We start from the raw sequence: 25,347 nt of genomic DNA, 5'->3' as shown, positions 1-25,347 counted from the left end.
TGCCCTGCGTGATCCGATGGCGCAAAGGCGAGGTGCTCGAGATCCGGCGCGAGTGGCCGGGAGCGGTGGAGCTGGTGGTCTCCGTCGCTTCGGAGGGCACCTGCCGCGCGCTGGCCTATCCAGCGCTCGTGGGCCGCCCCGAACCCGGTGACGAGGTGCTGCTCAACACGACCGCGCTCGCGATGGGTCTCGGTACGGGAGGTTACGCCATGGTGGTGGCCCTGCCGAACCGTTTGCCGGAAGATCCATCGGGCCCCGGCCACCTGGTGAAGGCCCGCTACACCCCGCTGCAGGCCACGGTGCTCGGCGCCGACGAGCAGGACTCGCCGTGGCACGAGGTCCTGCGCGAGGCCGACGGCCTCGACGGCATGCCCGTCGTCGTCGCCGACCTGCACTCGGCGCTGCCGGCGATCCTGGCCGGGCTGCCGCGTACGGCCCGGGCCGTCTACGTGATGCTCGACGGCGGCGCGCTGCCCGCGTGGTTCTCCATGTCGTGCGCGCAGCTGAAGGAGGCGGGCTGGCTGGAGGCGGTCGTCACGGTCGGCCAGGCGTTCGGCGGCGACGTCGAGGCCGTCACCACGCACACCGGGCTGCTGGCCGCCCGCCACGTGCTCGGCGCCGACGTGGCCATCGTCACCCAGGGGCCCGGCAACCTCGGCACCGGCACCCGGTGGGGCTTCTCCGGCGTGTCGGCGGGCGAGGCGGTCAACGCCGCCGCCGTCCTGGGCGGGCGTGCTGTCGCGGCGCTGCGGGTGAGCGAGGGCGACGCCCGCGAGCGGCACCAGGGGCTGTCGCACCACTCGCTGACCGCCTACGGAAGGGTGGCGCTCGCGCCGGCCCTGGTCGCGGTGCCCGCGCTGCCGGGAGCGTTCGGCGAGCGGGTGCGCGAGCAGGCGCGGGCCCTGGCCGTACGGCATGAGCTGGTCGACGTCGAGCTGGAGGGCCTGCGAGAGGCTCTCGACGCCTGCCCCGCGCGCCTGTCGACGATGGGGCGCGGCCTGGACGCAGACCTGGCCTACTTCCTGGCCTCCGCGGCGGCCGGACGGCTGGCCGCCGCCCTCTTGGCGGAGAGCGGGCCTCCTCCCATCGGGTGACGCGAGCCCTACCGTGGCACGACGACAGGCCCCCCGGCCACGCGAGACCGTGGAGGCATGAGACGTATCGCCATCGGGGCCGCAGGCCTGCTAGTGACGGCTCTCCTGGCCGCCTGCGGGGGCACCGCCTCCACCACCGCCCACGGGGGCGGCCACTCCGCCGGGGGCTCGCCCCCGGCTTCCACGCACGGGGGGCTGCACTCCGCCTCACCGACTCCGCCGGCCGCCGCGCTGCGCACGGGTGAGAGCTTCGTGACGCTCACCATGGCCGAGCCCTATACGCCCAGGCCGACCGGGGGCGGCACCGACGAGTATCGCTGCTTCCTGATCGACCCGAAGATCACCGAGCCGGGCACCTATCTCGCCGGTACCCAGTTCCTGCCGGGCAACGGCGACGTCGTCCACCACGCGATCTTCTTCCGCGCCGACAAGGTCGGCCAGGCGCGCAAGCTCGACGCCGAGTCGCCGGATCCGGGCTGGACCTGTTTCGGCGACGCGGGCGTCGACGGCGACTGGATCGGGCACTGGGCGCCCGGCACCAACGAGGTGCTGCTCGACCCGAAGCTCGGCTACCCGATGGCTCCGGGCAGCATGCTGATCATGCAGGTGCACTACAGCACGCTGGCGCTCGGCGGCAAGGAGCCGGGCAGCGACCGGTCGGGCGTGCGGATGCGGATGGCGACCGGGCAGCGTACACCGCTCAGCACCGCGCTGTTCGCCGCGCCCGTCGAGCTGCCGTGCACCGACGCGGAGAAGGGCCCGCTGTGCTCGCGCGAGGCGGCCGTGGCCGATGTGGGCAAGCGGTTCGGCGAGCAGTCCCTGGCGCAGGTCCAGCAGCTCAGCGAATGGTGCGACGGCGACAAGCCGGTCGCGGGCGCCACCCAGTCGTGCACGGTCCCGGTCGAGCAGCCGGCGACCATCCACGCGCTGGCGGGGCACATGCACCTGCTCGGCCGCTCGATCAAGGTCGAGCTGAACGGCGAGACGCTGCTCGACGTGCCGCAGTACAACTTCGACAACCAGGCCTTGCAGCCGCTCGACGAGCCGGTGGCGGTCAAGAAGGGCGACAAGATCACCGTCACCTGCACCCACGACGCCGGGCTGCGCGCCCAGCTGCCGGTCCTGAAGGACCTGCCGCCGCGCTACGTCGTCTGGGGCGAGGGCACCCAGGACGAGATGTGCCTGGGGATCGTGGTGGTCTCGTAGAAGTCCTTGAAGGTGAAGGCGTGAGGGGTGGGGCCGTGCTCGCGCAGGTGCTCCAGCCGCTCCAGGCCGTCCTTGAGCGAGGGGATCTCGCCTTCCTCCACCCACCACAGCACCGCGCTCGGCACGGTGTTGTGGTGGAACCACTCGCGGCGGCGGCGCAGGTACGGCAGGTGGGAGGTGCGGTAGATGAAGTCCCACAGGGCCTGGCGCGACTCCCAGATGGAGTAGGTGACGGCGAAGTCGCCGTAGTCGTGGTCGACCAGCGCGGTGGGGTCGTCCTCACTGCCCTTCAGGCGCCAGACGAAGCCGGGGGTGCTTTCCGCGAGCTCGTTGATCGGGCCCAGGGCGTTCTTGAAGTCGGCCATCACGGGGTCGTCGAGGGGCGCGACCATGCGCGCCACGTTCAGCTGTGCGAGATGCATGCGACCACTATGTCAATTTTCGTTTGTTTTAGAAACCGCCACGCAGCACTCCCCCGGCCTCGGGTCCAGGCTCACGCGGGCCGGATCCTGGCCCAGGCCCTGGAGCAGCCCCTGGCACAACGCCAGGTTGAGCGAGCAGACCAGCACCGGCTGGTCCTCTGCGAGGGTGTGGAAGGGGCAGTTGCGCAGGCGGATCTGTTCGCCCTCGGCGTACGGCTCGTAGCCGCGCTCCCGCAACGTCTCGATCAGGTCGCCGCCTCCGGCCGCCAGCTTCTCCCCCGCCTTCCTGGCCGCCTGCTCGGCCTTGTCCTGGGCGTCGAGCAGCTCGACCGTCTCGGCCAGGACCGCGGCCAGCGTGACGTAGTCGCGGGGAGGGAGGGAGACCGTGCGCTCCTGCCTGGCACGCGTGTACACCTTCGCCGGGCGCCCGCTGCCGGGACCCTTCTTCGCCGGGGGCTGGAAGTGGCTGTCCAGGAGTCCGGACTCGGCCAGCTTGTCGAGGTGGAAGGCGGCCAGGGTGCGGGAGATGCCGGCCGCCTCGGCCGCCTCCGCGCGGCCCACGGGGTGGGGGGAGGCGGCGACCAGATCGTAGAGCCGTCGCCGCGCGGGGTCGGCCAGGCCCGCCAGCGCCTCGAGGTCGTCGGTGCTGCTCACATGGCGAGTCTAGGGCGGGATCCGGGGCGCGGCGTGGGGGGCGCGGAGGCCGGGGCCACGAGGCGGCGGAGGCTGGGCGGCCCCCGCTGAAGGTGCCGCCCGATCCCGGCCCGCGGAGGGGCGGGCCGGGATCGGGCGGTGTCACTTCAGGCGGGTCCCCGCCAGGACGGCGCCTATCAGCAGGGACCCGTCACACGGGGTCGCGTCAGGCGGGGTCGCGTCAGGCGGGGTCGCGTCAGGCGGGGTCGCGTCAGGCGGGGTCGCGTCAGGCGGGGAGCCCGTCAGGCGGCGGCGCGGGCGGCGAGGGCGACGGTGGCCGACTGGCTGACGCCGTTCACCGTCACCGAGATCACCACCTGCCCCGCCCTGATCGCCGTGAGCTCGCCGCTCGCCGGGTCGAGCCGGGCCACGTGCCACGGCTTGAGCCCCGCCCTGCCGCCGACGTGCAGCGACGGCGAGCCCGACCACTGCGCCGACACCGGGTAGGCGACCGGCACGACCCGGCTGCCCTGGGCCAGCGAGGCGGTGACCTTGCCCGGCGTGCCGACCTCGACCGACGACGGAGCCGTCAGCGTCAGCGTGTCGACGTGCGGGCGGACCTGGGCGCCGATCCACGTGGGCGCGTCGACGAACCAGTTGCGCCGCACGTGCGCGGCCTCCTGCTCGCTGACGGGGTCGACGCCCCACAGCGACCAGCCGGTGAAGCCGCCGTCGTCGGCGGGGGTGGCCGGGTTCTTGCCGGAGTTGCCGTTGATCAGGTACGGCACGGCGTCGACCCGGGAGGCGTGGAAGGTGCCCACGTGGGAGCCGATGAACGCCGCCCCCTTGCCGGTCTCGCGCTGGAAGTCGGCGAGCCAGCCCTCGACGAGCGCGGCCTCCTTGCGGTCGCCGAGCTGGCTGCCCTTGCCGGGGGTGGGGTCGCGCGGCGGCACGTGGAAGAGCACCACGACCGAGCCCACCGCCGCGTCCCCGGCCGCCGCGTCGAGCTGCGAGCGGAGCAGGGCGACCTGGTCGAAGCCGCCGCCGCGCAGGTTCAGGCGCGAGGTGTCGAGGGTGACGAACCTGGTGCCCTTGTGGTCGAAGCTGCGGTAGGTGTCGCCGAAGGCGGACTTGAAGTTGTCGATCTTGCCGCCCATCACCTCGTGGTTGCCGGGAATGTAGTAGTAGGGCAGCGTCCCGGCGAGTTCCTCGTCGAGGATGCGCTTGGCCAGCTCGAAGTCCGCGGGTGACGCCTCGTCCACGAGGTCGCCGTTGATCAGCAGGAAGTCGGGCTCGGCCGCCTTGATCTCCTGCAGGGTGCGGCGGGCGTTGCGGACGATGTCGCTGCCGGGGTCGCGGGCGACGAACTGCGCGTCGGACATGACGGCGAAACGCCACGACGCGTCCGACACCGAGGGCACGACGACGGGGTCGGCGACCTTGGCCACCGGCGGCACGGTCACCGGCGGCGGCACCTTGGCCACCAGCCCGTCGATGACGATCTCGTTGGTGTACTTGGCGTCGGGCCTGGTCTCGGCCACGTAGAAGCGCCGCAGCCGCAGCGGGTAGGTGACGCCCGCCGGGACGGCGAACTCCACGTACTTCCAGCCCGTCCAGGTCAGGTACGGCCCGCGCAGGATCTGCGACTGGCCGAGCCCGTCGTAGAACTCCAGGCTGGGCCACTCGCCCTTGCCGGTGGAGTGGATCCACATCCCGAAGCCCTGCGGCTGCCCCTCGACCACGAGCTGGCCGGGCGGGCTGGCGTAGGCGGCGCGGGTGGCGGTGGACTGGGTGAAGTCGTACGACAGCTTCAGGCCGGTGCCGCTCTGCCCGGGGGCCGCCCCGAGTGACCCGGTCGCGCGGGCGGCGGCGAAGGCCCAGGAGGAGGCGTTCTCGAAGTCGGCCACCGGCGCGTCGACCGAGCCGATCGTGACCGGCACGGCCACGGTCGTACGGCCGACGGCGGCGGTGATGAGCCCGGAGCCGGTCGCCTGCTTGGGCTTGACCTGGAAGAACCCGTGCTGCGACGCGGTCACCTCGAACAGGGCCTGGTCGTAGGTGAGCTTCACGTCGGCGGGCTCGATGGGGGCGGTGTTGCCGTTGCGGTCGTAGCCGACCACGCCGAAGGTTCCCAGCGCCTCCGCGCCGGGCAGGCTGATGCGGTCGGCGGTCGAGCCGAGCCTGACCAGCGGCTGCAGGACGGTGAGCTCCAGCTTGCCGCTCGCGCCGTCGCGGGAGGCGGTGACGGTCGTCTGGCCGGGGACCAGGGCGCGGAAGAGCCCCTTGGAGGAGACCAGGCCGTGCACGGCCGGGTTGGCGCGCCAGTGCGGTGCGCCCTCGGCCGGGCCGTACGTCTCGTCGAATCCGGCGGCGGTCAGGCGCCTGGTGAGGCCGGGGAAGACCCGTTCCGGGCGTCCGCCGGCGACGGGGCCGACGCCGGGCGCCTTGGCCGGGTCGGTGGCGGTCTCCAGCCAGAAGCCCTTCAGCGTGCCGCTGCCCTCGGGGGCGTACAGCGCCAGGCCGTTGGGCACGTGCCGCTCGCCGCCGTCGGAGGGGCTGTTCTCGACCTGGACGGAGGCCGAGCCCGGCTCTCGGGCCAGCAGCGTGGAGGAGCCGCCCCCGTCGAGGTTGAGGGCGTTGTGCGCGCCCAGCTCGACCATCATCGCGGCCAGTTCGCCGAGCGTGACGCCGCGGCTGTCGGCCTGGCGGCCGTCGACGGTCAGCAGGTGCATGGTGCGGCCGTCGGCGGAGAAGCCGACGGCGGTGCGCGGGTGCGCGGCGGGGTCGGTGATCGGGACGACGGCGCCGTCCTTGACCAGGACGTGGCTGCCACCGACCGCGGTCTGGATGCCGCCGGGCTTGGGCTGGTAGGTCACCTCCAGGGGGTCGCCCGGCTTCAGCGCGGCCAGGGCGTCGGCTCCGGCTTCGCGGCCGAGCAGGATCGAGGTCCCGGCGGGGATGGGGCCGGCGCCCGCGGCCTGCCGTACGGCCTGCACGACGCCGTCGCGGAGCTCGACCTCGGTCACGCGCGGGGCGCCCTCGACGGCGCGTGCCCGCGTGTAGGAGCCCCACAGCGGGGTGAACAGGCCGACGCCGCCGCTCTGGATCCGCTGGTTGAACTGGGTCAGCGGGATGGAGCCCGCGGTGCCCTGGAAGGCGGCGGTGATGACGCTACCGACGCCGTCGGGGCTGATCGCCGCCGCCTTGTCCCAGCCGGCCACCGGCGACTGGACGAGCGTGCCGTCCTGCACGCCGATGCCCTGGGCGGCGCCGGACTGGTTGATGTCGAAGAAGTCGCCGTTGACGGCGGCGACGGCCTTGGCCCGGCCGGCGGGCCCCGACAGCGGCTCGGTCTTGGAGACCTCGCCGGAGAACAGGTAGCCCGCCTTGGCGGTGCCGAGGTCGGCCGAGAGCGCGTCGGCGCGCAGCCAGCCCGCGGCGTCGTAGCGGTCGAAGGAGGTCAGCGTGATGCCGGGGGCGACGGGGCGCTCCCGGCTCGCGGTCTCGAGGAAACGCGGCGCGGGGGCCGCCACGAGGGTGGAGGGCGCGTCATACGAGGACGCCCTGGGGGCGTCCTCGACCGGCGGCGTCCCTAACAAGAGCGTGGCGGTCAGTGCGATGGTGAGGGTCTGCACGACCCAGACTCAATCGCTAGATGGTATTAAGTTTCAAGTCCCAACAGTGAACTGAAAGAGAATTTCACGAGACCGGGGTGAGCTCGGCCCCTCCCGGCTCCTCCAGCACCTGCGTCGGGGCCATGGCCATGCTCCGCACGCCCGCGTAGAGGACCAGGGGTACGGCGAGCGCGATCGCCATCGACAGCACCGCGGTGCCGGAGTCGTTGACGAGCATGCCCACCCCGGCGCTGACCAGCGCGCCGATCAGTCCGGCCCGCAACATGGGCGCCCGGGTGAAGGCCTCCGGCACCGCTCCCACGCTCACCTTGCCGGGGCGCATGATCGCGAAGACCAGGAAGGCCAGGCCGACGATGACGATCGGCATGAGGTTCGGCGACAGCAGGGTGTTGAGCATCGCGCCGAGCTTGCGCCCGATGAGCGGCCAGAACGTGCCGTCGATCACCTGGCCGACGAAGCGCCCGAGGTGGGTCTGGGAGGCGGTGGGCCGCATGAAGTCGAGGACCGCGATCGCGCTGACGACCAGCCCGCCCAGGACGCAGAAGAGCCCCAGCTTGATGACCGACACGCGCTTGCCCGCCACCAGCAGGGCGGTCACCGCGATGCCCGGCACGAAGGCGATGACGCCGCCGAAGTCGCTGCCGATGCCGGGCCAGCCCGCCAGCAGCAGCGCCAGCACGCCGAGCGAGACGACCAGGCTGACCGCCACCCGCTTGCGCCCGGAGCGCACCAGTCCGTCGGCGGCGACCGCGGTCACCATGAGCACGGCCGTGGCCAGCAGGGCGAAGGGAATGTTGGCCAGGCCGTGGTAGCGCCCGCCGACGACCGCGGTGTAGCCCATGAGGCTGTTGAACTGCAGGGTGGTGCCGGTCAGCAGGTCGCCCAGGAGCACCGCGCCGGTGATGCCGCCGACGATCGCGGGCGGGCCGAGCGGATGCCTGCGCCACGGGCCGCTGACGCTGACCAGCAGGATGATCGTGGCGATGGTGACCACGCCGCCGACCAGTGCCAGGCCCGGCACGGGGGCGTGGGCCCAGGGCAGCAGGTTGACCAGGTAGGTCGACACCGGGATCGAGGCCAGGCCCAGGCCGAGTGCCGCCGCGGCGGTGGCCCTGCGCCGCTTGCGCAGCAGCAGGAAGGTCACGGCGTAGAAGGCGACCTGCAGGATCGCGAAGCCGGTGAAGAAGTGGCCCGTCAGCCCGCGCACGGTCACGCCCGTCACATCGGAGCGGCGCAGCGTCTCGGCCGCCTGCGCGAGCGGCTCGCCCGCGCCGGTGCCGAAGGCGACGCCGACGACCTGCGGCGGGATCGGGGCGCCCACGGCGGTCAGGATCGTGGGCGTCAGGTCGGGCACGATGACGATGTTCGGGCGGCGGGTCGAGGTGGTCGTCAGGTAGGCGCCCTGGGCCTGCGGCGCCTTCCACATCGCCACGCGCAGGTGCGGCACGCTGCCGTGGTCGCCCAGGCCCGCCAGGATCACCCGGGTGTCGGCGGGCAGCCTGCCCAGGGCGACGCCCACCTCGTCGTCGGCGGCCTTGACCGCCTGCTGACGCTCGGCCGCCGTCAGGACCTCGGGCTCCTTGGGCAGCTTGCCGTCTCGCAGGTAGGGCCTGATCAGGGCGTCGATGTCGATCGCCGTGACCCGGCACCGGCCGAGGTCTCCGGCCCACTGGAGGCCGGGGCCGTAGAAGTCGACCTTGCCCGCCCGGTCGGCGAGCGCGACGGCGGCGCCCTTGCCCACGGCCGAGGTGCACTGGCCCGCCTGGTGGAGGGCCTCGCCGAGGGTGCCCGCGTGGACGCCCTCGCCCGAGCGCTGCAGGTCGGTGAAGCCCGGCACGACGGCGCCCTCGCCCTGCGTGAGCGGCTCGGGGGGCAGGCCGCAGCCGCCGCCCACCGCCGCGCGGCGGCCCGCCGACACCGTCAGCCAGCCGTCGTAGGGGCAGGTGGTGGTGCCCACGATCTTGACCGACACCGAGCCGACGGCGCTCTGACCGGCCAGCTTCCACAGGTTCGGGGTCCGCTCGGGGCTCAGGTCGTCCCAGTGCAGGCCGGGGACGCCGATGAGCGCCACTCGCCCCTGTGTCTCAGCGGAGTCTCCGGCGGAGGCCTCAGCGGAGGCAGGCTGGGGCACGACCGCCCAGAAGGCCGCCACCATCAGCAGAAGCACCCATCTCAACGTCGGCCCCCATGCGGCTCAGCTTGGCAAATGCCTGGGAAAGGTAGCACGAAAGCGTGCGCCGAACTCGGCTTACCGAAGAGATCCCCGTGCGCCCTATTCCAGAAAAGTCCGGACTCGGGGCGAATGGTCAGGAATGGTGCTTCGTGTCGTGGGCAGGATCATCCTGTCGTGCGCTCTGGCGAACACGATCCCGGCGGCGCAGACTGGAAGAACAGGCGAACGCGCTGAGCAGTGGAGCCCTCGTGGACACTCACCTTGAACCCATGCCCGTTCTCTCCCGCGGCAGGCACCGCAATCCCAGGCGCGGCGCCTGCTTCATGGAGCTGGCCTCCTATCTCGCGGGCGAGCGGTGGAGCGACCACCCCGCCTGCACCCACCCGCTGCTGGCCGCCCTGGCCAGGCTGGTCAACGACAACACCACCGACGCCCGGCGCGGCGAGCTCGTCACGCTGGTGCCGTCCATCATCGGGCTGACCGGCGACGACCTGCGCATCGACGCGACCCTCTCCCTGAGGTGCGCCACCACCGCCCTGCCCGTCGCCGCCGCCGAACGGCAGCTGGCGCTGGCCGTGTCGGTGCTGGCGGCCGAGGAGATGCTCGCCCGCCTCGACGGGCGTGCTCCCGGCAGGCTCGGCGACGCCGGCCGCCGGGCGATGGACCAGGTGCCGCTCGCCGCCGAGTACGCCCGGCGCTTCAGCCGCGCGGCGCGCATCACCGACAAGGGCTTCCGCAAGTACGCGGCGCCCAACGCGGTGCAGCTGTCGGTGGTGGGGATCGCGCAGGCCTGCGTCAGCGACCCGGACGCGCTGCTGAAGGGGCTGCTGACCGACGCGATCGCCGATGTGACGGCGCTGGTGGAACCGCCGTCGCGGGAGGCCGCCGTCCACCGGGCACCGGCCGCCACCACCGGCTGATCGCCGACGCTCGCGACTCAGGCCTCAGGCACGACCCAGCCGACGGGAGGCACCCGTGCGCCCCACGATCCCCCTGGGCCGCATGGGCGGCGTGCCCGTCGGCCTCAACCTCTCCGTCGTGCTCATCCTGGCCATCCTCATCCTGGGCCTGGCCTTCGGACGCTTCCCCGCCGCCTTCCCGGGGTACGGCACGGCGCTCTACCTGGTCGCGGCGACACTCGCGGCGGTGCTGTTCCTGGCGAGCCTGCTGGCCCACGAGCTGGCCCACGCCCTGGTGGCCAGGGGTGAAGGCGTGGAGGTCGCCGGGATCACGCTGTGGCTGCTGGGCGGGGTGGCCGAGCTGAAGGGCGAGGCCCGCTCCCCCGGCGCGGACCTGCGGATCGCGGCGGTCGGACCGCTGACGAGCCTGGGCTGCGCCCTGCTGTTCCTCGTGCTGTCGCTGCCGCTGACCGGCCTGGCCGAGGGCACGCTGCTGTACCTGGCCGGGGTGAACCTGGTGCTGGCGCTCTTCAACCTGATCCCCGCCGCGCCGCTCGACGGCGGGCGGGTGCTGCGGGCGGGCCTGTGGGCGTGGAAGCGCGACAGGACCTTCGCCGCCGTGACGGCGGCCAAGGCGGGACGGATCTTCGGCTACGTGCTGATCGCCGCCGGGCTGCTGGAGGTGGTGACCGGCCTCGGGCTGCAGGGGTTGTGGCTGGCGATGATCGGGCTGTTCCTCGTCAACGCCGCCGCGGCCGAGGAGGCGCAGGCCAAGGCGTCGTCGGTGCTGCAGGGCCTGCGGGTGGGCGAGGTGATGAGCGCGCCCGCGGTCACCGCCGACCCCGACGAAAGCGTCTTCTCCTTCGTGGGGCGGGTGCTGCTGCACTCCCGCTTCTCCGCCTACCCGCTGATCGGCCGCGACGGGCACTTCGCCGGGCTGGTCACGCTCAACCGCATCCGGGCGCTGCCCAGGGAGCGGCACGCCGCCACCCGGCTGTCGGAGATCGCCTGCCCGCCGGACCAGCTGCCGCTGACACGTGCCGACGAGGTGCTGGTGGAGCTGCTGCCGCGGATGAACGGCTGCGCCGACGGGCGGGCGGTGGTGCTGGACGAGACGGGGCGGGTGGCCGGCATCGTCTCGCCCAGCGACATCAGCCGCGCCATCCAGCGGGGCGACCTGCGCTCCTACGCCCAGCGCGGCGCCGACCTGCGCTGAGCCGTACACGCTGTCCTGCGCCGAGCCGTACGGGCCGGTGCCGTACGGCGGCGCGGCGGGTGTTACTTGCGGCGCTTGCGGAAGATCGCGCGCAGCGTCATTAGCAGCACCACCATGACCAGTTGCCCGCCCACGACGATGCGGTTGACGTCGACGGCCGGCTTCCAGAACACCTCCCCGTCCTTGATGACGTACACCCCGGCCGGTTTGGCCGCGACGGCGTAGCCGCCGCCACCGCCGGGCTCGTCGATCGAGCCCTTCCCGGTGCCTCCGCCGCCCGCCTGGGCGACCCGGGCGACCGGGATGATGGTGACGTCGTCGTGGGTGACGGGCTGACCGAAGACCCGGCCGACCGTGGCGGCGTCGGTGGTCTGGTCCAGCAGCTCCATGATGTTCATGGAACTAAATGTAAGGACTCAGGCGCGTCCCCGCAGCTTCCGGTACCTGCGGACCAGCTGTGCGGTCGACGCGTCGGGGTAGTCGGCGACCGGCTGCTCGGAGGTCAGCGCGGGCTCCAGGGCCAGCGCCATCTTCTTGCCCAGCTCGACGCCCCACTGGTCGAAGGAGTCGACGCCCCAGACGGTGCCCTCGACGAAGACGATGTGCTCGTAGAGCGCCACCAGCTGGCCCAGGGTGTGCGGGGTCAGGCGCGGGACCAGGATGGTCGAGGTGGGACGGTTGCCCGGCATGACCTTGTGCGGCACGACGTGGGGCGGGGTGCCCTCGGCGGCGATCTCCTCCGCGGTCTTGCCGAAGGCCAGCGCGGTGGTCTGGGCGAGCAGGTTGGCGGTGAGGATGTCGTGCATGCCCGCGGGGTCCTCGTGCGGCTCGGCGAAGCCGATGAAGTCGGCGGGGACGAGCCTGGTGCCCTGGTGGAGCAGCTGGTAGAAGGCGTGCTGGCCATTGGTGCCCGGCTCGCCCCAGAAGATCTCGCCGGTCTGCACGGTGACCGGGGTGCCGTCGGCCTGCACGGACTTGCCGTTGGACTCCATGGTCAGCTGCTGCAGGTAGGCGGGGAAGCGGTGCAGGCGCTGGGAGTACGGCAGGACGGCGCGGGTCTCGGCGCCGAAGAAGTCGGCGTACCAGATGCCGAGCAGCGCCATCAGCACCGGCATGTTGGCCTCGAAGGGCGCGGTGCGGAAGTGCTCGTCGATGGTGTGGAAGCCGTCGAGCATCTCGCGGAACCGCTCGGGGCCGACCGCGATCATCAGGGACAGGCCGATGGCGCCGTCGTAGGAGTAGCGCCCGCCGACCCAGTCCCAGAAGCCGAACATGTTGGCGGTGTCGATGCCGAACTCGGCGACCTTCTCGGCGTTGGTGGAGACGGCCACGAAGTGCTTGGCGACGGCGTCGGCCGAGCCCAGGCCGCTGACCAGCCAGTCGCGGGCGACGCGGGCGTTGGTCAGCGTCTCCAGCGTGGTGAAGGTCTTGGAGCTGATCACGAAGAGGGTGGTGGCCGGGTCGAGGCCGCGCAGCGCGCCCGTGATGTCGGCGGGGTCGATGTTGGAGACGAATCGTGCCTCGATGCCGGCGTCGAGGAAGTCGCGCAGCGCCTCGTAGGCCATCGCGGGGCCGAGGTCGGAGCCGCCGATGCCGATGTTGACCACGGTCTTGATGGGCTGTCCCGTGTGGCCGCGCCACTCCTGGGAGCGCACCCGGCCGGCGAAGGCGGCCATCTTGTCGAGGACGGCGTGCACGTCGGCGATCACGACCTGGCCGTCGACGACCAGGCGGGCGTCGCGGGGCATGCGCAGCGCGACGTGGAGCACGGCGCGGTCCTCGCTGACGTTGATGTGCTCGCCGGTGAACATGGCCTCGATGCGGTCACGCAGTCCTGACTTGGCGGCCAGGGCGAGCAGCAGCTCCATGGTCTCGCCGCCGGCGCGGTGCTTGGAGTAGTCGAGGAACAGGTCTCCCGCGGTCAGGCTCATGCGCTCGGCGCGCTGCGGGTCGTCGGCGAACAGTTCGCGCAGGGTCCTGTCGGCGAACTCGCCGTAGTGCTTGTCGAGCGCCGCCCATTCCGGGGTCTGCGTAATGTCAGCCACGATTCCTCCATCTTTCCAAAACGCCTCACCGTCACTCTTCCATGTCCCAAGCGCCCGTTCGGTGAGGAGGGGGCGAGTCGGGGAGAACGCCGACCTTCACATATCTGGATATATCGGGATAAAATGGACGGCGTTTCCCCCCGGTTCTCCTGGAGGGAGGCAGCATGCGCAGGATCATCGCCGTCACCGCGCTGGCGGCTCTCACCCTCGTCGCGGCACCGGCCGCCGCTCAAGCCACCGAGGGCTGCTACTACGAGGTCAGACCGCCGTATCCGGCCAACCTGTGGATCCGTTCCGGACCCGGAACGGGGTACGACGTCGTCGGCTCGGCCGGCTACCTGGAGACCATCTGGGGCTCGTGCCAGAGCCAGGGCGGCTGGGTGCGCGTCGGCGCCGACGACGGCATGCCAGGCTGGGCCTACCGCCCGTACCTGCACAGGGTGAGCCACTGAACCACGCCGCGAGGCCGGGCCGTCGAGCCGTGCGGCAAGCTTACGATCATGACCCCTCGCCGGTTATGGATCGTCCCCTTCGTCAGCACGCTCGACCGCTTCGCGATGCCGCCCATGCTGCTCGCGATCTCGCGCGACCTGGGCCTGCCGCTGGCCCAGGTGGTCAACGCGATCGGCGCCTACGTGCTGGCCTACGGCCTGCTCCAGCCGGTGTGGGGCGTCCTGTCCGACCGGTTCGGCCTGGTCCCGACGTTGCGCGGGGCGCTGGCCCTATCCGGCGTCACGACGATGGTGTCCGCGCTGGCAGGCGACGCGGCGAGCCTGGCCGTCGCGCGGGGCCTGGCGGGCGCGTTCTTCAGCGCCGCCATCCCCGCCTGCCTGGTCTACGTGGGCGACACCGTCGCCGCCGGCCTGCGGCAGCGTGAGATCACCCGGCTCATGTCGGGGGTCGCGCTGGGCACGGCGCTGGCCTGCGGGGCCGGCGGCCTGCTGGCGCAGTACGGCAGCTGGCGGGCCGCGTTCCTGGCGACGGGTCTCGCCGCTCTGGCCCTGGCCGTGACGGTCGGCGGGCTGCCCGCGCCGCCCAGGCGCGCCGAACCGGGCCTGCTGGCGCCGCTGGTCGCGCTGGGCCGCTCGGGCTGGGCGTGGCTGGTGTTGTGCCTGGCCTTCGCCGAGGGCCTGGTCCTGCTCGGCGTGCTGACGTTGCTGCCGTCGGCGATCGAGGCGAGCGGCGTCGACCCCTCGATCGCGGGCACGGTGACCGCTCTGTACGGCGTGGCGGTCTTCGTCTGCGCACCCTTGGCCGGGCGGTTGTCGCGCCGCCTGCACGCTTCGCGGCTCATCGGCCTGGGCGCGGCGGCGGCCGTCGCCGGGTGCGGCCTGATCGCCCTGCGCCCCTCCGTCGTCACCGCGAGCGTCGCGGCCCTGCTGATCGGCGCGGCCTGGGCGTTCATGCACTCCAGCTTGCAGACCTGGGCCACGGAGGTGCTGCCGAGGGCCCGTGCGGCGGTGGTGTCGGCCTTCGCGGGCTGCCTGTTCCTCGGCGGCGCCCTGGCGGCGGTGCTCGCGGGCCCGCTGGCCCAGGCGGATCGCTATGCCGAGATCTTCGGCTGGGCGGCGCTCCTGGCGATCCCGCTCGGCCTGACCGCCACCCTGGGACGCCGCCGGTGGGCCCGTCCCGAGGGCGAACCGTCGGCAGACGGGTGAAGGGGACGTTCCCGCGATCTACGGGTTCGCCGAGGCGCCGGCCGCCTGTCGCGCGCTGACCAGGGCCCATGGCAGCCCCGGCAGGCGCTCGCCCGCCTCGTGCAGGAGCGAGCCCGCCGGGTGCCGCGGCGAGTTGGCCACCACGACCCGTCCCTCGGCGTTGACCAGCGCCACCTCCGTCGGGCACGCGGTCAGCTCGGCCAGCAGCAGCGCCTCGAACCTCGCCGCCCGCACGTCGGCGCCGACCACGCCCAGGAAGCGCGGGCCGTCCTCGACCGGTGCGGTGAGGGTGAGCATGTAGGTGTCGGTGCCGCCGTAGTCGACGTAGGGGCCGACGATGTGCCGGTGGCGGGTGCGTTCGGGGACGGCGAACCACTCGGCGGCGGTGTAGTCGTAGAAGTCGAGGCTGCCGGGGTCGAGGTCGACGTCGAGGAAGGTCGGATCGGGAGCCTGCCACCATTCGAGCCAGCGCGGCCGGTCGGCCAGCACGCCGGGGGCGACGATCATCCCGGCGCCGGCGAGCGTCTCGGGCGCCCTGCCGAGGCAGCGGAAGATCTCGGGGCGCACCCCGGCCAGGTCGGCGGTGCAGAAACCCGCCGATGAGCGGTAGCAGGTGACGACGCTCTCCCTGATCTCCTCCAGGGAGGCGAAGACCTCCTCGATGATGGAGCGGGCCCGATCGGCCAACTCGTTCATGGTCACCTCCCGGCCACCAGCCGCCAGTGCAACTCCATCAGACGCTCTATGCCCTTGTCGATGTGTTCTTCGGTGAGCGTGCGCGCGCGTTCGGCGTCGCGGGCGGAGATGGCCTCGATCACCTCGCGATGGCTGCTGACGACCAGCGCCGGATCGACCGCCTCGCCGTACGGCAGCCACAGCAGCTCGCCCACCTCGCCCTGGATGTCGATCTCCGCGCGCGTCAGCCGTACGGACTGGGCGGCCGCCGCGACCTCGATGTGGAAGCGGCCGTCTGCGCGGCGGCGCTCGCCCGTGGAGGTGGCGGCCTCCAGGCGGCCGACGACGTGGCGCAGGCGGGCGACGTTGTCGGCGGAGGCGCGCAGGGCGGCCAGGCGCGCGGCGGTGCCGGCGATGGCGCAGCGGTAGTCGCCGATCTCGCGCAGCTCGGAGCTGCTCAGCTCGCGCAGGCGGGTGCGCAGCCGGGCGGTGGAGGGGTCGGCGGGGCCGACGACGAAGGTGCCGCCGCCCCTGCCCCGGCGGGTCTCGACCAGGCCGCGCTCGCGCAGGGCGGCCAGGGCCGCGCGCAGGGTCACGGTGGAGACGTTGAGCTGGGCGGCCAGCTCCAGCTCGGCGGGGAGCTGGTCGGTGACGAGCCCGAGCGCGATGGCCTCGCCGAGGCGGCGCACGACGACCTCCACCCGCCCGGAGCCGTCGTCCAGAGGCGAGAAGACGGCGGCATCCGGCAGCTGAGTCACGGAATCCAGCATATTGCCTTATGAAATATGAACTCATAGTTTTAAGTGATGTTCCTCGAAGAGTGGCGCGATGCCGCCTACAACTGCTTCTCCTCGGGACACAAGTTCTGCCGCGAGGTCTGCCCGGTCATGCAGGTGACCAGGAACGAGTCGTGGAGCCCCACCGCCTTCCACGCCAACGTCGTGGCGATGGAGAAGGGCGAGCTGGAGGTGTCCGACGTCGCGGCCGACTACGTCAACTGCACCGGCTGCGGAGCCTGCGAGCTGCGCTGCCCCAACTCCCTGTTCACCGGCGACTTCTACCGGTTCAGGACGCGCACGGTCGACCTGGTCAAGGCGATGCGCGGGCTGGCCGTCTCCGAGGGTGTGCACCAGCCGGGCTGGCAGCGGTGGAACCGGCTGACCGACCAGAACTCCCACGAGCCGGTGCTCGACGGCGTCTCGCAGGAGCGGGTGCGCGACTGGGCGGACGGGCTCGACCTGCCCGTGGGCGGGGAGACGATCCTGTTCGTCGACTGCGAGGCCGCCTTCCACCGCACCTCGTTACCCCGCGCGGTGGCCCGCATGCTGAACCTGGCGGGCTACACGTTCGGGCTGATGAACGAGCAGTGGTGCTGCGGCGGTCCCGCCGCCGAGATGGGGTACGGCGAGCAGGCCCAGCGCTTCGCCCGGCACAACCTCGACGACTGGCGCGCCCACGGCGTGCGGCGGGTGCTGGTGCTCGACCCGCACGACTACATCACCTTCACCGAGGACTACCCGCGCTACTTCGGCGAGGAGTTCGACATCGAGGTCGTGCTGGTGATCGAGCTGCTGGCCTCGATGGTGCGCGAGGGGGTGCTGACCCCGCACGTGCCCGTCGAACGGTCGGTGACCTACCACGACCCGTGCCGGCTCAACAAGCGCAAGGGCATCTGGCAGGAGCCGCGCGAGCTGCTGCGATCCATTCCCGGGCTGGACTTCCGCGACGTCGACCGGGTCACGCAGTGGTCCTCGTGCTCGGGCGCCGGGGGCGGGCTGGCCATCGAGAAGCCGGAACTCACCGCGAAGATCAGCGCCGCCCGCGTCGACAAGGCCCTGGAACTGGGCGTCGACACGCTGGTGACCGCCTGCCCGTGGGCCGAGCGACCGCTGTCGGAGGTCGGCACGATCGGCGTCGTCGACCTGCACGAGCTGCTCGCCGAGTCGCTGGGGGTGGGCGAGCCGTGACCGCCGTCGCCCTGAGTGACCCGGTCGTCGGGGAGCTGCGGCGCATCCTCGGCGAGCCGTACGTGCTGACCGGCAAGGCCGACCGCCTCAACCGGGCCCGCGTGCCGGCGCCCTTCCCCGTGCACCGCTGGGCCGAGCGCATGCCCGACGTGGTGGTCATGCCCGCCTCCACCGAGGAGGTGGCCGAGGTGGTCGCGCTGGCCAACCGGCTGCGCATCCCGGTCGTGCCGCGCGACGGCGGCACCGGGCTGACCGACGGGGCGGTGCCGCTGCGCGGCGGCATCCTCCTGGACGTCAAGCGCATCAACCAGATCAAGGAGATCGACCTGGTCAACCGCACCTGCACGGTCGGGACCGGCATCAACGCGCTCAAGCTCAACGAGGTGCTGGCCGCGCACGACCTGTTCTATCCCGACGATCCGGCGTCGTACCCGTGCTCGCTGGTCGGCGGCAGGATCGGCACCAGCGGCTGGTCGCTGATCGGGTCCCGCTACGGCCACACCCGCGACCTGGTGCTCAGCTTCGACCACGTGCTGCCCACCGGCAAGGTCATCCATGTCGGCGACGGCATCGGCGGCAAGATCACCAAATCGTCGAGCGGCTACCAGCTCAAGCACCTGTTCATGGGCCACCAGGGCACGCTCGGCGTCGCCACCGAGGCCACGCTGAAACTCTTCCCCAAGCCGGAGGCGGAGTTCTCGCCGTTCTGGGCGTTCGAGGACTACGACAGCGCCTACCGCGCGGTCGGCGCGCTGGCCCGCGCCGGGGTGGCGACCTTCGCCGCCGCGGTGCTGTTCGACGAGTGGAAGGTCGACTACCTGCGCCGCGACGACGAGGCCTACATCCCGCAGCCGTCGAGCGTGAAGGCGCTGGTCTGCGCGGCGCTCTACGGCTACGACGACGAGGTCAGGGCGGGCGGGAGACGGCTCATGCGCATCGCGCGCGACCTGGGCGCCCGCTACCTGGGCGACGAGATCTCGCAGGGCGACTGGGCCGCCAGGCACGACCGCTACGCCACTCCCCTGCACGGCCGCACCCGCGCCGGCCAGGTGGTGCCGATGAGCTGGCACTGCGAGGACGCCTCCATCACCTACGCCAACCTGCCCGCCGTACGGCTCGCGTGGCACGAGATCGCCGCCGAGCTGCGCAGGACCAGCGACGTGTTCGACGACTGGGGCATGTTCGCCTACACCAACGGCTCGACGGGCGCCGACTACCTCACCGAGATCGACATCGGCATCTGGGAGCGGCGCCTCGACGACGCCTCCTGGGCGGCGTGGGTCAAGGCCAAGCGCGACCTCGCCGCGGTCGCCCTGCGCCACGGCGGCTCGATCAGCGCCTGCCACGGCTCGTGCCGGGAGGGCGAGGTCGACCTGGTGCCGGAGGAGCTCGGCGGCGGCTACGACATCATGCTCGCCGTCAAGCGCGAGCTGGACCCGAACAACATCATGAACCCGGGCAAGTACCTCCTGGACAGGGCCTACTCATGAGCTACCGCTACGACAGGGAGATGACCCCGCCCCCGGCCGAGCGGGCCTCGCCGGTGGCGATCACCCGGTTCGCCCACGTCTTCGAGGTCGATCCGGCGCTAATGACCGAGCACGTGCTCCAGCAGGTCTTCCCCAACTGGGACACGCTGCGCCTGGTGCGCTCGCGCGCCGACCACCTGGCCTGGATGCACCGTCACTTCGCCCACACCGTGATCTCGGGCGAGGAGCTGCTCGATGACCTCGACTGACGAGGGCCGCCTGGCCGATCTGGGCTACACCTCGGAGTTCCGGCGGGAGATGAGCCTGTGGGCGAACTTCTCGCTGGGCTTCACCTACCTGTCGCCGGTGGTGGGCGTCTACACGCTCTTCGCCGTCTCGCTGGCCACCGGCGGGCCGCCGATGATCTGGAGCCTGGTCATCGTCGGCGCCGGGCAGTTCCTGGTGGCGCTGGTCTTCGGGGAGATCGTGTCGCAGTACCCGCTGACCGGCGGCATCTACCCGTGGGCACGCCGGTTGTGGGGCAGGCGCTACGCCTGGATGACCGGATGGGTCTACCTGATCGCGCTGCTGGTGACGATCGCCAGCGTCGCCTACGGCGCCGGTCCCTACCTCAGCGCCTTCCTCGGCATCGAGGTGAGCACCACCAACACGATCCTGTGCGCGCTGGTCATGCTGGCCGTCGCGGTGGCGATCAACCTGGCGGGCACGCGGGCGCTGGCGATGGCGGCGATCATCGGGTTCGCCGCCGAGCTCGTCGGCGCGCTCGTGGTGGGCGGCTGGCTGCTGCTGACCGAGCGCCACCACGGGCTCGGGGTGCTGTTCGACTCCTTCGGCGCGGGCTCCTCGACCGGCTACTTCGCGGCCTTCCTGGCCGCCGGGCTCATCGGCGTCTTCCAGTACTACGGCTTCGAGGCCTGCGGCGACGTCGCCGAGGAGGTGCCCGACCCGACCAGGCGCATCCCCAAGGCCATGCGGATGACGATCTACGTGGGCGGCGCCGCGGCGACCTGCGTCTGCCTCGCGCTGGTGCTGGCCGTCCCCGACTTCGGCGCGGTCATCGCCGGTACGGCGGGCGACCCGGTCACCGGGGTGCTCACCACGGCCTTCGGCGCGACGGGGCTGAAGGTCGTCCTGGCGATCGTGCTGCTGTCGTTCCTGTCGTGCGCGATGAGCCTGCAGGCCGCCGCCAGCCGCCTGCTGTACGCCTACGCCCGCGACCGCATGATCGCCGGGAGCAGGCTGCTGTCGAGGTTCTCCGCCGCCCGGCACGTCCCGCCGTACACGCTGGCCGTCGCCGCGGTCGTCCCGGCGGTGGTGGTGATCGGCTCCATCATCTCCGAGGAAGCGCTCGTCAAGATCATCTCGTTCGCCGTGCTCGGCATCTATCTGGCCTTCCAGATGGTGGTGCTGGCCGCGCTCCGCGCCCGGCTGCTGGGCTGGCGGCCCGCCGGGCCGTTCACCCTCGGCGCCGCCGGGACGGCCGTCAACGTGGCCGCCCTGGCCTACGGCGTGCTGGCCGTCCTCAACATGGTCTGGCCGCGCACCCCCGGCGCCCCCTGGTACGACAACTACCTCGTGCTCCTGTCCGGACTGGTGGTGATCGGCCTCGGGCTGGTCTACCTGCTCGCCGTCCGGCCCTACGACCGCGGCGACGCCCCGGCGGGCGACGCCATCCCCTCTTCCGGAGGCTGAGATGAAGTTCAGCTACGTGATGCTGCCCGACTATCCGCTCACCGAGTCGATCGAGGCCATCAAGCTCGCCGACGAGCTCGGCTTCCACGCCTGCTACGCCGCGGACGAGACCTGGCACAAGGACCTGTGGCTGCTGTTCGCCGCCGCCTCGCAGCAGACCTCCCGCATCCGCTTCGGTCCCAGCGTCTCCAGCGTGGTGCTGCGCGAGCCCTCGCTGATCGCCCAGGCCGCCGCCACCCTCGACGAGCTGTCGGGCGGCCGCGCCGAGGTCGTGCTCAGCTGCGGCAACTTCGGGCTGCTGGCGCAGTACGGCATCGACTGGACCGTCAGCAAGCCGCTGTCGCGGGTCAAGGAGGCGGCCCACGTCGTGCGCACCCTGCTCGACACCGGCGCGATCACCATGAACGGCGAGTTCTTCACCTACAACGGGCTGTTCACCTTCGCCAGGCCCGTCCAGGAACGGGTCCCCGTCAAGTTCGGCGCCATGCGCGGGCCCAAGTCCTTCCGGGCGGCGGGCGAGCTGTCCGACGGCGTGCACCACGCGCTCAGCTACACGCGCGAGGCCTACGACTACCTCGTCTCCCACTTCCGCGAGGGCGCCTCACGGGCCGGGAAGGACCCGGCGGCCATGGACATCGGCGCGTGGGTCGTCTTCGCCACCGGGCCCGACTCGGCCGTCGCCAAGGAGGCGGCCAGGAGCATGGTCGGCCTCTACGCCTCCTCGATGCCCGCCGAGCAGCTGGAGCGCAACGGCGTCAACCCCAACACGATGAAGCCCATCGTCGAGGCGCTCGGCGCCGGAGACCTGGCCAAGGCGATCGAGCTGACCACGCCCGAGCTGGGCGAGCGGTTGTCGATCGCGGGCACGCCCGCCGAGTGCGTGGAGAAGATCAAGCGTGAGATCGAGCCCGCCGGCGTCAACCACATGATCCTGGCGATCACCGACGCGACGCTGGTCAAGCAGTTCATGGGGCGCGACCTGCCGCAGGTGGCGCCGGTGGAGACGCAGCTGCGGCTGATCCACGACGAGATCATGCCCGCGTTCTCCTAGCTCAAAGTGCCGCGTTTCCCCCAGGGCTCCTTGCGCCGGGGTGCCCAGGATGGCGGCATGACGGTTGTGTGGGGTCCCCACTTCGAGAACGAGGTCCGCGAGCACCTGTCCAAGGTGCTCGCGGCCTACGACGCCGAGATCAGGCAGACCCTCCGCGAGAGCGCGGAGCGGCCGGTGGAGGAGATCGTGCGCAGGCTCGCCGCGGTCACCCGCCGCCACGGCCTGTCGCGCGACGCCGCGGAGCTGCGCAAGCTGGCCGAGCAGTGGGGGTGAGCCTCGTCAGGGTCCGGCCGTGAAGTCGATCGCCTCCACCAGGTCGGCGGCCGGGCGGGTGAGCACGGTGACGCTGGCGGCGGGTTCGAGGTCTCCGGTCCGCACCCGGGCCAGCAGCGCCTCGTGGCGGCGCACGTGACGGGCGAAGGTCGGGCCGGGCACGACCCTGCCGCGTGAACGCTGGCCTTGCCTGGCCTGCTCCGGGTCGACCTCCAGGAGGATCAGGTGCAGGCCGCCTCGCCTGGCCAGCCAGGCGAAGCCGTACAGGACGAGGGGGTGGCCGCCGCGGTTGTGGGCGACGACCGAGCGGCCGGCGGACAGGGCGCGGGAGATGCGGCCGACGTGGGTGGCCCACACGACGGCGGTGCGGACCTGCTTGGGCGCCCACGACAGCCGTCCGGCCCAGGTGAGCCTGGACTGGCCGGAGTCGATGATGCTCACCGGGCCGTGCAGATGCGGCCGGTCCTCCTGCCCGCTCAGGCCGTACAGGCGTCTGAGCAGGGTGCTCTTGCCCGCACCCGGCAGGCCGGTGATGATCACCAGCGACCCCGGGCGGAAGGTCAGCTTCCGCGTCGCGACCGGCACGCTCTCCCCCACTCCCCGACCCCGGGCGAATGGGGAAGGCGCGCCAGTCTATGCCGAGGTTCCGGGTGATCAGAATCCCGCGGTCACCCGCGTGAAGTCCCAGTTGGCCTGCGGGACCCCGCTGCAGGTGTCGGTGAGGCCGCCCGCGCAGGGACGGTCGCGGTTGACCGACCAGAAGGCCAGCCTGGTCAGGCCCCTGGACCTGGCCCAGTCGCGGATCTGGGTCCAGGTGGCGACGGTGGTCGTCTCGCGCTGGTCCGACAGTCCGTTCATGCCGGAGATGCCCATGCGGGCGTAGGCCTGGGCGTCGCTCCAGCCGAAGGCGCTCTTGAGGGCGTTCTTGAGCCCCTCGGAGGCGCTGACGGTGTTCTGGTAGAGGTTGGAGCCGCCGAAGTTGAACGGCATGATCGTGTAGTTGTCGATCGGCACGCCCAGCTCGCGGGAGCGGTTGATCAGGCGGACCCCGGCGGCGTCGGGGCCGTTGACGCCGGTGCCGAAGGTCACGACGACCTTCACACCGGGGTTGTTCTGCTTGACGATCTTCAGGCCGCCGAGGATGCGGTCCTGCACGGTGTAGTTGGTGAACTCGTCGCTGTTCTCGATGTCGAAGTCGACCACGGCCGGTCCGACCGCGTTGATGACCTGCTGGACGGCTCCGGCGTAGGCCGCGGGCGTCGAGCAGTTGGGCCCGAGCTTGTTGCCCGACCAGCCGCCGAACGACACCTGGACGTTCCCGCCCCTGCCCTTGATCGTGTTGATCGCCTGCTGGTCGGCTCCCCCGGTGAGCGGGCGCGAGCCGTCCCAGCGCGGCGTGCAGCCGCCTCCCGACAGGATGAAGGCCATGGTGAAGGAGCGCACGCCGGTGGCGTCCATGACGGTGCCGGGGTTGGGCGGGCTGCCCCAGCCCATGTAGAGGTACGGAGCGCCGGCCATCTTGCCGGCGGGCGGCTCGGGGGTGCCGCCGCCGGGCAGCGTCCACTTCTGGTTGGCGCCGGTGCCGCAGCTCCAGATCTGCAGCGGCGTGCCGTCGGCGGAGCTGACGCCGGTGGCGTCCAGGCAGGAGCCGAGTGCCCGCAGCGTGCCGTCGGCGGCGGCGCTCCACTGCTGGGCGGCGGTGCCGTTGCAGTCCCAGATCTGCACCTTGGTGCCGTTGGCGCTGCTGGCGGCGTTGACGTCCAGGCACTTGCCCAGGGCCCGGACGGTGCCGTCGGAGCGCACGTCCCAGCTCTGGGCGGCGGTGCCGTTGCAGGTCCACAGCTGGACCCGGGTGCCGTTGGCCGTAGCGGCCCCGGCGACGTCGACGCACTTGCCGCCGAGGCCGGTGATCTGGCCGACGGCGGCCCGGGCGGGAACCGCGGTCAGGGCGGTCAGGGCGAGCAGGCCGGTGGCGGTGACGACGATGGCGCGCTTCACGGGGCTCCTCCGTGGGTGAGGGTCTCCCAGGCCACGAAGAGCACGTTGGTGCCGGCCGGGCGGCGCTGCTCGGTGAGCGTCTGGGTGTTGGACATCGCGTGGCCCATGCGGTTGCGCAGGGCGTTGAAGCCGACCTCGGTGATCGGGCCGAGGCCTCGCTTGACGCTGCCGCCGCACAACCACGACGGCGGGGCGGTGCCGAGCTCGTACTTGCTGTGCAGGCCGAGGGCGTGCCGCAGCCGGTCGGCGATCTCGGGGTAGAGGTCCTGGCCCTGCAGGCGGGTGGTCTCGGCGAAGTGGGAGACCGCCGACAGGCCGTAGCCGGTGTGCACGAAGTCGCGGCAGGTCTCCTGGGCCAGGCCGTTGACGAAGGTGGTCTGGCCGTGCCAGTAGCCGACGATCTCCGAGCGGGTGTCGAGGCCGCTGCCGGGCACGGTGCGGGGCAGTTCGCCGTCGCTCTCCAGGTAGATGAAGGCCGGCACCCGGTTGCGCCAGCGGGCGACGGCGCGGTCGTAGGCCGAGCGGTCCTCCAGGAAGACAGCGATGCCCAGGGCGGCCTCCATCATCGACAGCTCCCAGTTGCCGTTGCTGTTGGAGCCGTTGATCACCTCGGGCAGGTAGACGGTGCGCAGCATGGTGGAGAAGCGGTCGATACCCGCCTGGGACCAGCCGGGGTAGGTGTAGCGGATGATCTCGGCGGCGCGCGGCCAGCTCGACGCGGACCAGGCGCTCTGCAGCGGGGCGTTGCTGTTGGTGTGGTCGCGGATGGTGGCAGACCAGGCGTCCATGTACTGGATGGCCTTGCCGGCGTAGCGGCTGTCCTCGGTGACGTACCAGGCCAGCGCCATGGTGTAGGCGGCCAGGGCGTCCTGGCGTTCGTCGGTGCACCCGTTGTTCGGGTTGGAGTAGGAGCCGCACTCGACCACCGCCCTGGGCTTGGGCGTGCGCGAGAGCGAGGCCAGGTTGTGCGCCATCATCTGGTCGAAGGCGCTCTTCCAGGGCTGGGCGCCCGCTCGGACCTGGGCTCGCATGACGTCGAGCTGGGCACGTCCGAGCAGGACGCCGGGGTGGGTGAACTGGGCGGGTGCGGACTGCGCCGGCAAGGGCACGAGCAGCCAGAGCAGCAGAGCCGCGACGAGGGGGATGGTTCGCATTTGATCGCCTTTCGATTCACATATGTGAACAAAGGCCGCAACTGTGAACGGCACCCGTGACGCTAC

At 72.0% G+C, this 25,347-nt stretch carries 23 protein-coding genes; 12 read left to right on the top strand and 11 right to left on the bottom strand.

Translation table 11 applies throughout. The features are described from left to right. Positions 1-8 precede the first annotated feature (8 nt). Together HNR30_RS38270 and HNR30_RS38265 are read left to right on the top strand one after the other, a co-directional pair. Entirely contained in the window at positions 9-1,094 is a 1,086-nt protein-coding gene (locus HNR30_RS38270) for a DUF3866 family protein (protein WP_181615018.1), read from the top strand. A gap of 57 nt (positions 1,095-1,151) precedes the next feature. Then, a complete protein-coding gene (locus tag HNR30_RS38265; RefSeq protein WP_181615017.1) occupies positions 1,152-2,300 on the top strand; it encodes a monooxygenase in 1,149 nt (382 codons plus the stop codon). On the opposite strand, the gene HNR30_RS38260 is transcribed toward HNR30_RS38265, so the two are convergent. The 4 genes from HNR30_RS38260 to HNR30_RS38245 form a co-directional block, all read right to left on the bottom strand. Further along, on the bottom strand, positions 2,237-2,722 hold the full coding sequence (locus HNR30_RS38260) for a DUF3291 domain-containing protein (RefSeq protein WP_181615016.1): 486 nt from the start codon (positions 2,720-2,722) through the stop codon (positions 2,237-2,239). The two genes, HNR30_RS38265 and HNR30_RS38260, sit on opposite strands and share 64 nt — an antisense overlap. A 12-nt stretch (positions 2,723-2,734) precedes the next feature. Continuing rightward, complete coding sequence (locus tag HNR30_RS38255; protein ID WP_181615015.1) at positions 2,735-3,376, bottom strand: helix-turn-helix transcriptional regulator; 642 nt, start codon at positions 3,374-3,376, stop codon at positions 2,735-2,737. Between the two features lie 281 nt (positions 3,377-3,657). Continuing rightward, positions 3,658-6,990 (bottom strand): phosphodiester glycosidase family protein, encoded by a 3,333-nt coding sequence (locus HNR30_RS38250; protein ID WP_181615014.1) that lies wholly within the window; start codon positions 6,988-6,990, stop codon positions 3,658-3,660. Between the two features lie 64 nt (positions 6,991-7,054). Next, a complete protein-coding gene (locus tag HNR30_RS38245) occupies positions 7,055-9,157 on the bottom strand; it encodes a hypothetical protein (RefSeq protein ID WP_312894968.1) in 2,103 nt (700 codons plus the stop codon). A gap of 275 nt (positions 9,158-9,432) precedes the next feature. Between HNR30_RS38245 and HNR30_RS38240 the strand changes: the two genes are divergently transcribed. Both HNR30_RS38240 and HNR30_RS38235 read left to right on the top strand, forming a co-directional pair. Then, positions 9,433-10,083, top strand: coding sequence for a hypothetical protein (locus HNR30_RS38240; RefSeq protein ID WP_246380022.1), 651 nt, complete (start codon positions 9,433-9,435; stop codon positions 10,081-10,083). 55 nt (positions 10,084-10,138) lie between these two features. Beyond that, positions 10,139-11,278, top strand: a complete 1,140-nt coding sequence (locus tag HNR30_RS38235) for a site-2 protease family protein (protein ID WP_181615012.1) — start codon at positions 10,139-10,141, stop codon at positions 11,276-11,278. Between the two features lie 62 nt (positions 11,279-11,340). Here HNR30_RS38235 and HNR30_RS38230 read toward each other — a convergent pair whose 3' ends face one another. After that, a complete protein-coding gene (locus HNR30_RS38230; protein WP_181615011.1) occupies positions 11,341-11,676 on the bottom strand; it encodes a spore germination protein GerW family protein in 336 nt (111 codons plus the stop codon). A gap of 18 nt (positions 11,677-11,694) precedes the next feature. Next, a complete protein-coding gene (gene pgi, locus HNR30_RS38225; protein WP_181615219.1) occupies positions 11,695-13,326 on the bottom strand; it encodes a glucose-6-phosphate isomerase in 1,632 nt (543 codons plus the stop codon). A gap of 161 nt (positions 13,327-13,487) precedes the next feature. Between pgi and HNR30_RS38220 the strand changes: the two genes are divergently transcribed. Both HNR30_RS38220 and HNR30_RS38215 read left to right on the top strand, forming a co-directional pair. After that, complete coding sequence (locus HNR30_RS38220) at positions 13,488-13,775, top strand: SH3 domain-containing protein (protein WP_181615010.1); 288 nt, start codon at positions 13,488-13,490, stop codon at positions 13,773-13,775. Between the two features lie 48 nt (positions 13,776-13,823). Then, entirely contained in the window at positions 13,824-14,981 is a 1,158-nt protein-coding gene (locus HNR30_RS38215; RefSeq protein ID WP_181615009.1) for an MFS transporter, read from the top strand. Positions 14,982-14,999: 18 nt separating this feature from the next. On the opposite strand, the gene HNR30_RS38210 is transcribed toward HNR30_RS38215, so the two are convergent. Further along, positions 15,000-15,677 carry a cache domain-containing protein gene (locus HNR30_RS38210; RefSeq protein WP_181615008.1) on the bottom strand — a complete coding sequence of 226 codons (678 nt, stop codon included), beginning with the start codon at positions 15,675-15,677 and terminating at the stop codon, positions 15,000-15,002. A 2-nt stretch (positions 15,678-15,679) separates the two neighbouring features. Next, positions 15,680-16,414 carry a FadR/GntR family transcriptional regulator gene (locus tag HNR30_RS38205; RefSeq protein ID WP_312894942.1) on the bottom strand — a complete coding sequence of 245 codons (735 nt, stop codon included), beginning with the start codon at positions 16,412-16,414 and terminating at the stop codon, positions 15,680-15,682. 48 nt (positions 16,415-16,462) lie between these two features. Here HNR30_RS38205 and HNR30_RS38200 point away from each other — a divergent pair, with 48 nt between their 5' ends. Genes HNR30_RS38200 through HNR30_RS38175 form a run of 6 tightly spaced genes read left to right on the top strand, consistent with a single transcriptional unit; the run spans position 16,463 to position 22,129 of the window. Then, the gene (locus HNR30_RS38200) at positions 16,463-17,623 is read left to right on the top strand and encodes a (Fe-S)-binding protein (protein ID WP_181615006.1); all 1,161 of its coding nucleotides are present in this window, start codon (positions 16,463-16,465) and stop codon (positions 17,621-17,623) included. After that, positions 17,620-19,113, top strand: coding sequence for an FAD-binding oxidoreductase (locus HNR30_RS38195; RefSeq protein WP_181615005.1), 1,494 nt, complete (start codon positions 17,620-17,622; stop codon positions 19,111-19,113). Before HNR30_RS38200 ends, HNR30_RS38195 begins: the two co-directional genes overlap by 4 nt. Continuing rightward, entirely contained in the window at positions 19,110-19,361 is a 252-nt protein-coding gene (locus HNR30_RS38190) for a hypothetical protein (RefSeq protein WP_181615004.1), read from the top strand. The genes HNR30_RS38195 and HNR30_RS38190 overlap by 4 nt, the downstream gene beginning before the upstream one ends. Beyond that, positions 19,348-20,805: an APC family permease gene (locus HNR30_RS38185; RefSeq protein WP_181615003.1), complete on the top strand. Its 1,458-nt coding sequence runs from the start codon at positions 19,348-19,350 to the stop codon at positions 20,803-20,805. Before HNR30_RS38190 ends, HNR30_RS38185 begins: the two co-directional genes overlap by 14 nt. A 1-nt stretch (position 20,806) precedes the next feature. After that, positions 20,807-21,856, top strand: a complete 1,050-nt coding sequence (locus tag HNR30_RS38180) for an LLM class flavin-dependent oxidoreductase (protein WP_181615002.1) — start codon at positions 20,807-20,809, stop codon at positions 21,854-21,856. Positions 21,857-21,913: 57 nt separating this feature from the next. After that, positions 21,914-22,129: a hypothetical protein gene (locus tag HNR30_RS38175; RefSeq protein WP_181615001.1), complete on the top strand. Its 216-nt coding sequence runs from the start codon at positions 21,914-21,916 to the stop codon at positions 22,127-22,129. A 6-nt stretch (positions 22,130-22,135) separates the two neighbouring features. On the opposite strand, the gene HNR30_RS38170 is transcribed toward HNR30_RS38175, so the two are convergent. The 3 genes from HNR30_RS38170 to HNR30_RS48625 all read right to left on the bottom strand — a co-directional run bounded on the left by HNR30_RS38170 (position 22,136) and on the right by HNR30_RS48625 (position 25,281). Beyond that, positions 22,136-22,714, bottom strand: coding sequence for an AAA family ATPase (locus tag HNR30_RS38170; protein ID WP_181615000.1), 579 nt, complete (start codon positions 22,712-22,714; stop codon positions 22,136-22,138). 69 nt (positions 22,715-22,783) lie between these two features. Beyond that, positions 22,784-24,127 carry a ricin-type beta-trefoil lectin domain protein gene (locus HNR30_RS47055; RefSeq protein ID WP_312894940.1) on the bottom strand — a complete coding sequence of 448 codons (1,344 nt, stop codon included), beginning with the start codon at positions 24,125-24,127 and terminating at the stop codon, positions 22,784-22,786. Beyond that, positions 24,124-25,281 carry an alginate lyase family protein gene (locus HNR30_RS48625; protein WP_181614999.1) on the bottom strand — a complete coding sequence of 386 codons (1,158 nt, stop codon included), beginning with the start codon at positions 25,279-25,281 and terminating at the stop codon, positions 24,124-24,126. Before HNR30_RS48625 ends, HNR30_RS47055 begins: the two co-directional genes overlap by 4 nt. Between the last annotated feature and the right edge of the window lie 66 nt (positions 25,282-25,347).

Source organism: Nonomuraea soli, from assembly GCF_013761175.1.
In the GTDB taxonomy this organism is placed as follows: domain Bacteria; phylum Actinomycetota; class Actinomycetes; order Streptosporangiales; family Streptosporangiaceae; genus Nonomuraea; species Nonomuraea soli.
The sequence above is the reverse complement of the archived record's forward strand: the minus strand, read 5'-3'. Positions and strand labels throughout refer to the sequence as shown.

Excerpts from the sequence above, each read along its gene's own strand:
- HNR30_RS38260 (WP_181615016.1), bottom strand. The coding sequence starts at position 2,722 with ATGCATCTCGCACAGCTGAACGTGGCGCGCATGGTCGCGCCCCTCGAC.
- HNR30_RS38240 (WP_246380022.1), top strand. The coding sequence starts at position 9,433 with ATGCCCGTTCTCTCCCGCGGCAGGCACCGCAATCCCAGGCGCGGCGCC.
- HNR30_RS38230 (WP_181615011.1), bottom strand. The coding sequence starts at position 11,676 with ATGAACATCATGGAGCTGCTGGACCAGACCACCGACGCCGCCACGGTC.
- HNR30_RS38210 (WP_181615008.1), bottom strand. The coding sequence starts at position 15,677 with ATGAACGAGTTGGCCGATCGGGCCCGCTCCATCATCGAGGAGGTCTTC.
- HNR30_RS38215 (WP_181615009.1), top strand. The coding sequence starts at position 13,824 with ATGACCCCTCGCCGGTTATGGATCGTCCCCTTCGTCAGCACGCTCGAC.
- HNR30_RS38175 (WP_181615001.1), top strand. The coding sequence starts at position 21,914 with ATGACGGTTGTGTGGGGTCCCCACTTCGAGAACGAGGTCCGCGAGCAC.
- HNR30_RS48625 (WP_181614999.1), bottom strand. The coding sequence starts at position 25,281 with ATGCGAACCATCCCCCTCGTCGCGGCTCTGCTGCTCTGGCTGCTCGTG.
- HNR30_RS38185 (WP_181615003.1), top strand. The coding sequence starts at position 19,348 with ATGACCTCGACTGACGAGGGCCGCCTGGCCGATCTGGGCTACACCTCG.
- HNR30_RS38200 (WP_181615006.1), top strand. The coding sequence starts at position 16,463 with ATGTTCCTCGAAGAGTGGCGCGATGCCGCCTACAACTGCTTCTCCTCG.
- HNR30_RS38220 (WP_181615010.1), top strand. The coding sequence starts at position 13,488 with ATGCGCAGGATCATCGCCGTCACCGCGCTGGCGGCTCTCACCCTCGTC.
- HNR30_RS38265 (WP_181615017.1), top strand. The coding sequence starts at position 1,152 with ATGAGACGTATCGCCATCGGGGCCGCAGGCCTGCTAGTGACGGCTCTC.
- HNR30_RS38190 (WP_181615004.1), top strand. The coding sequence starts at position 19,110 with ATGAGCTACCGCTACGACAGGGAGATGACCCCGCCCCCGGCCGAGCGG.
- HNR30_RS38180 (WP_181615002.1), top strand. The coding sequence starts at position 20,807 with ATGAAGTTCAGCTACGTGATGCTGCCCGACTATCCGCTCACCGAGTCG.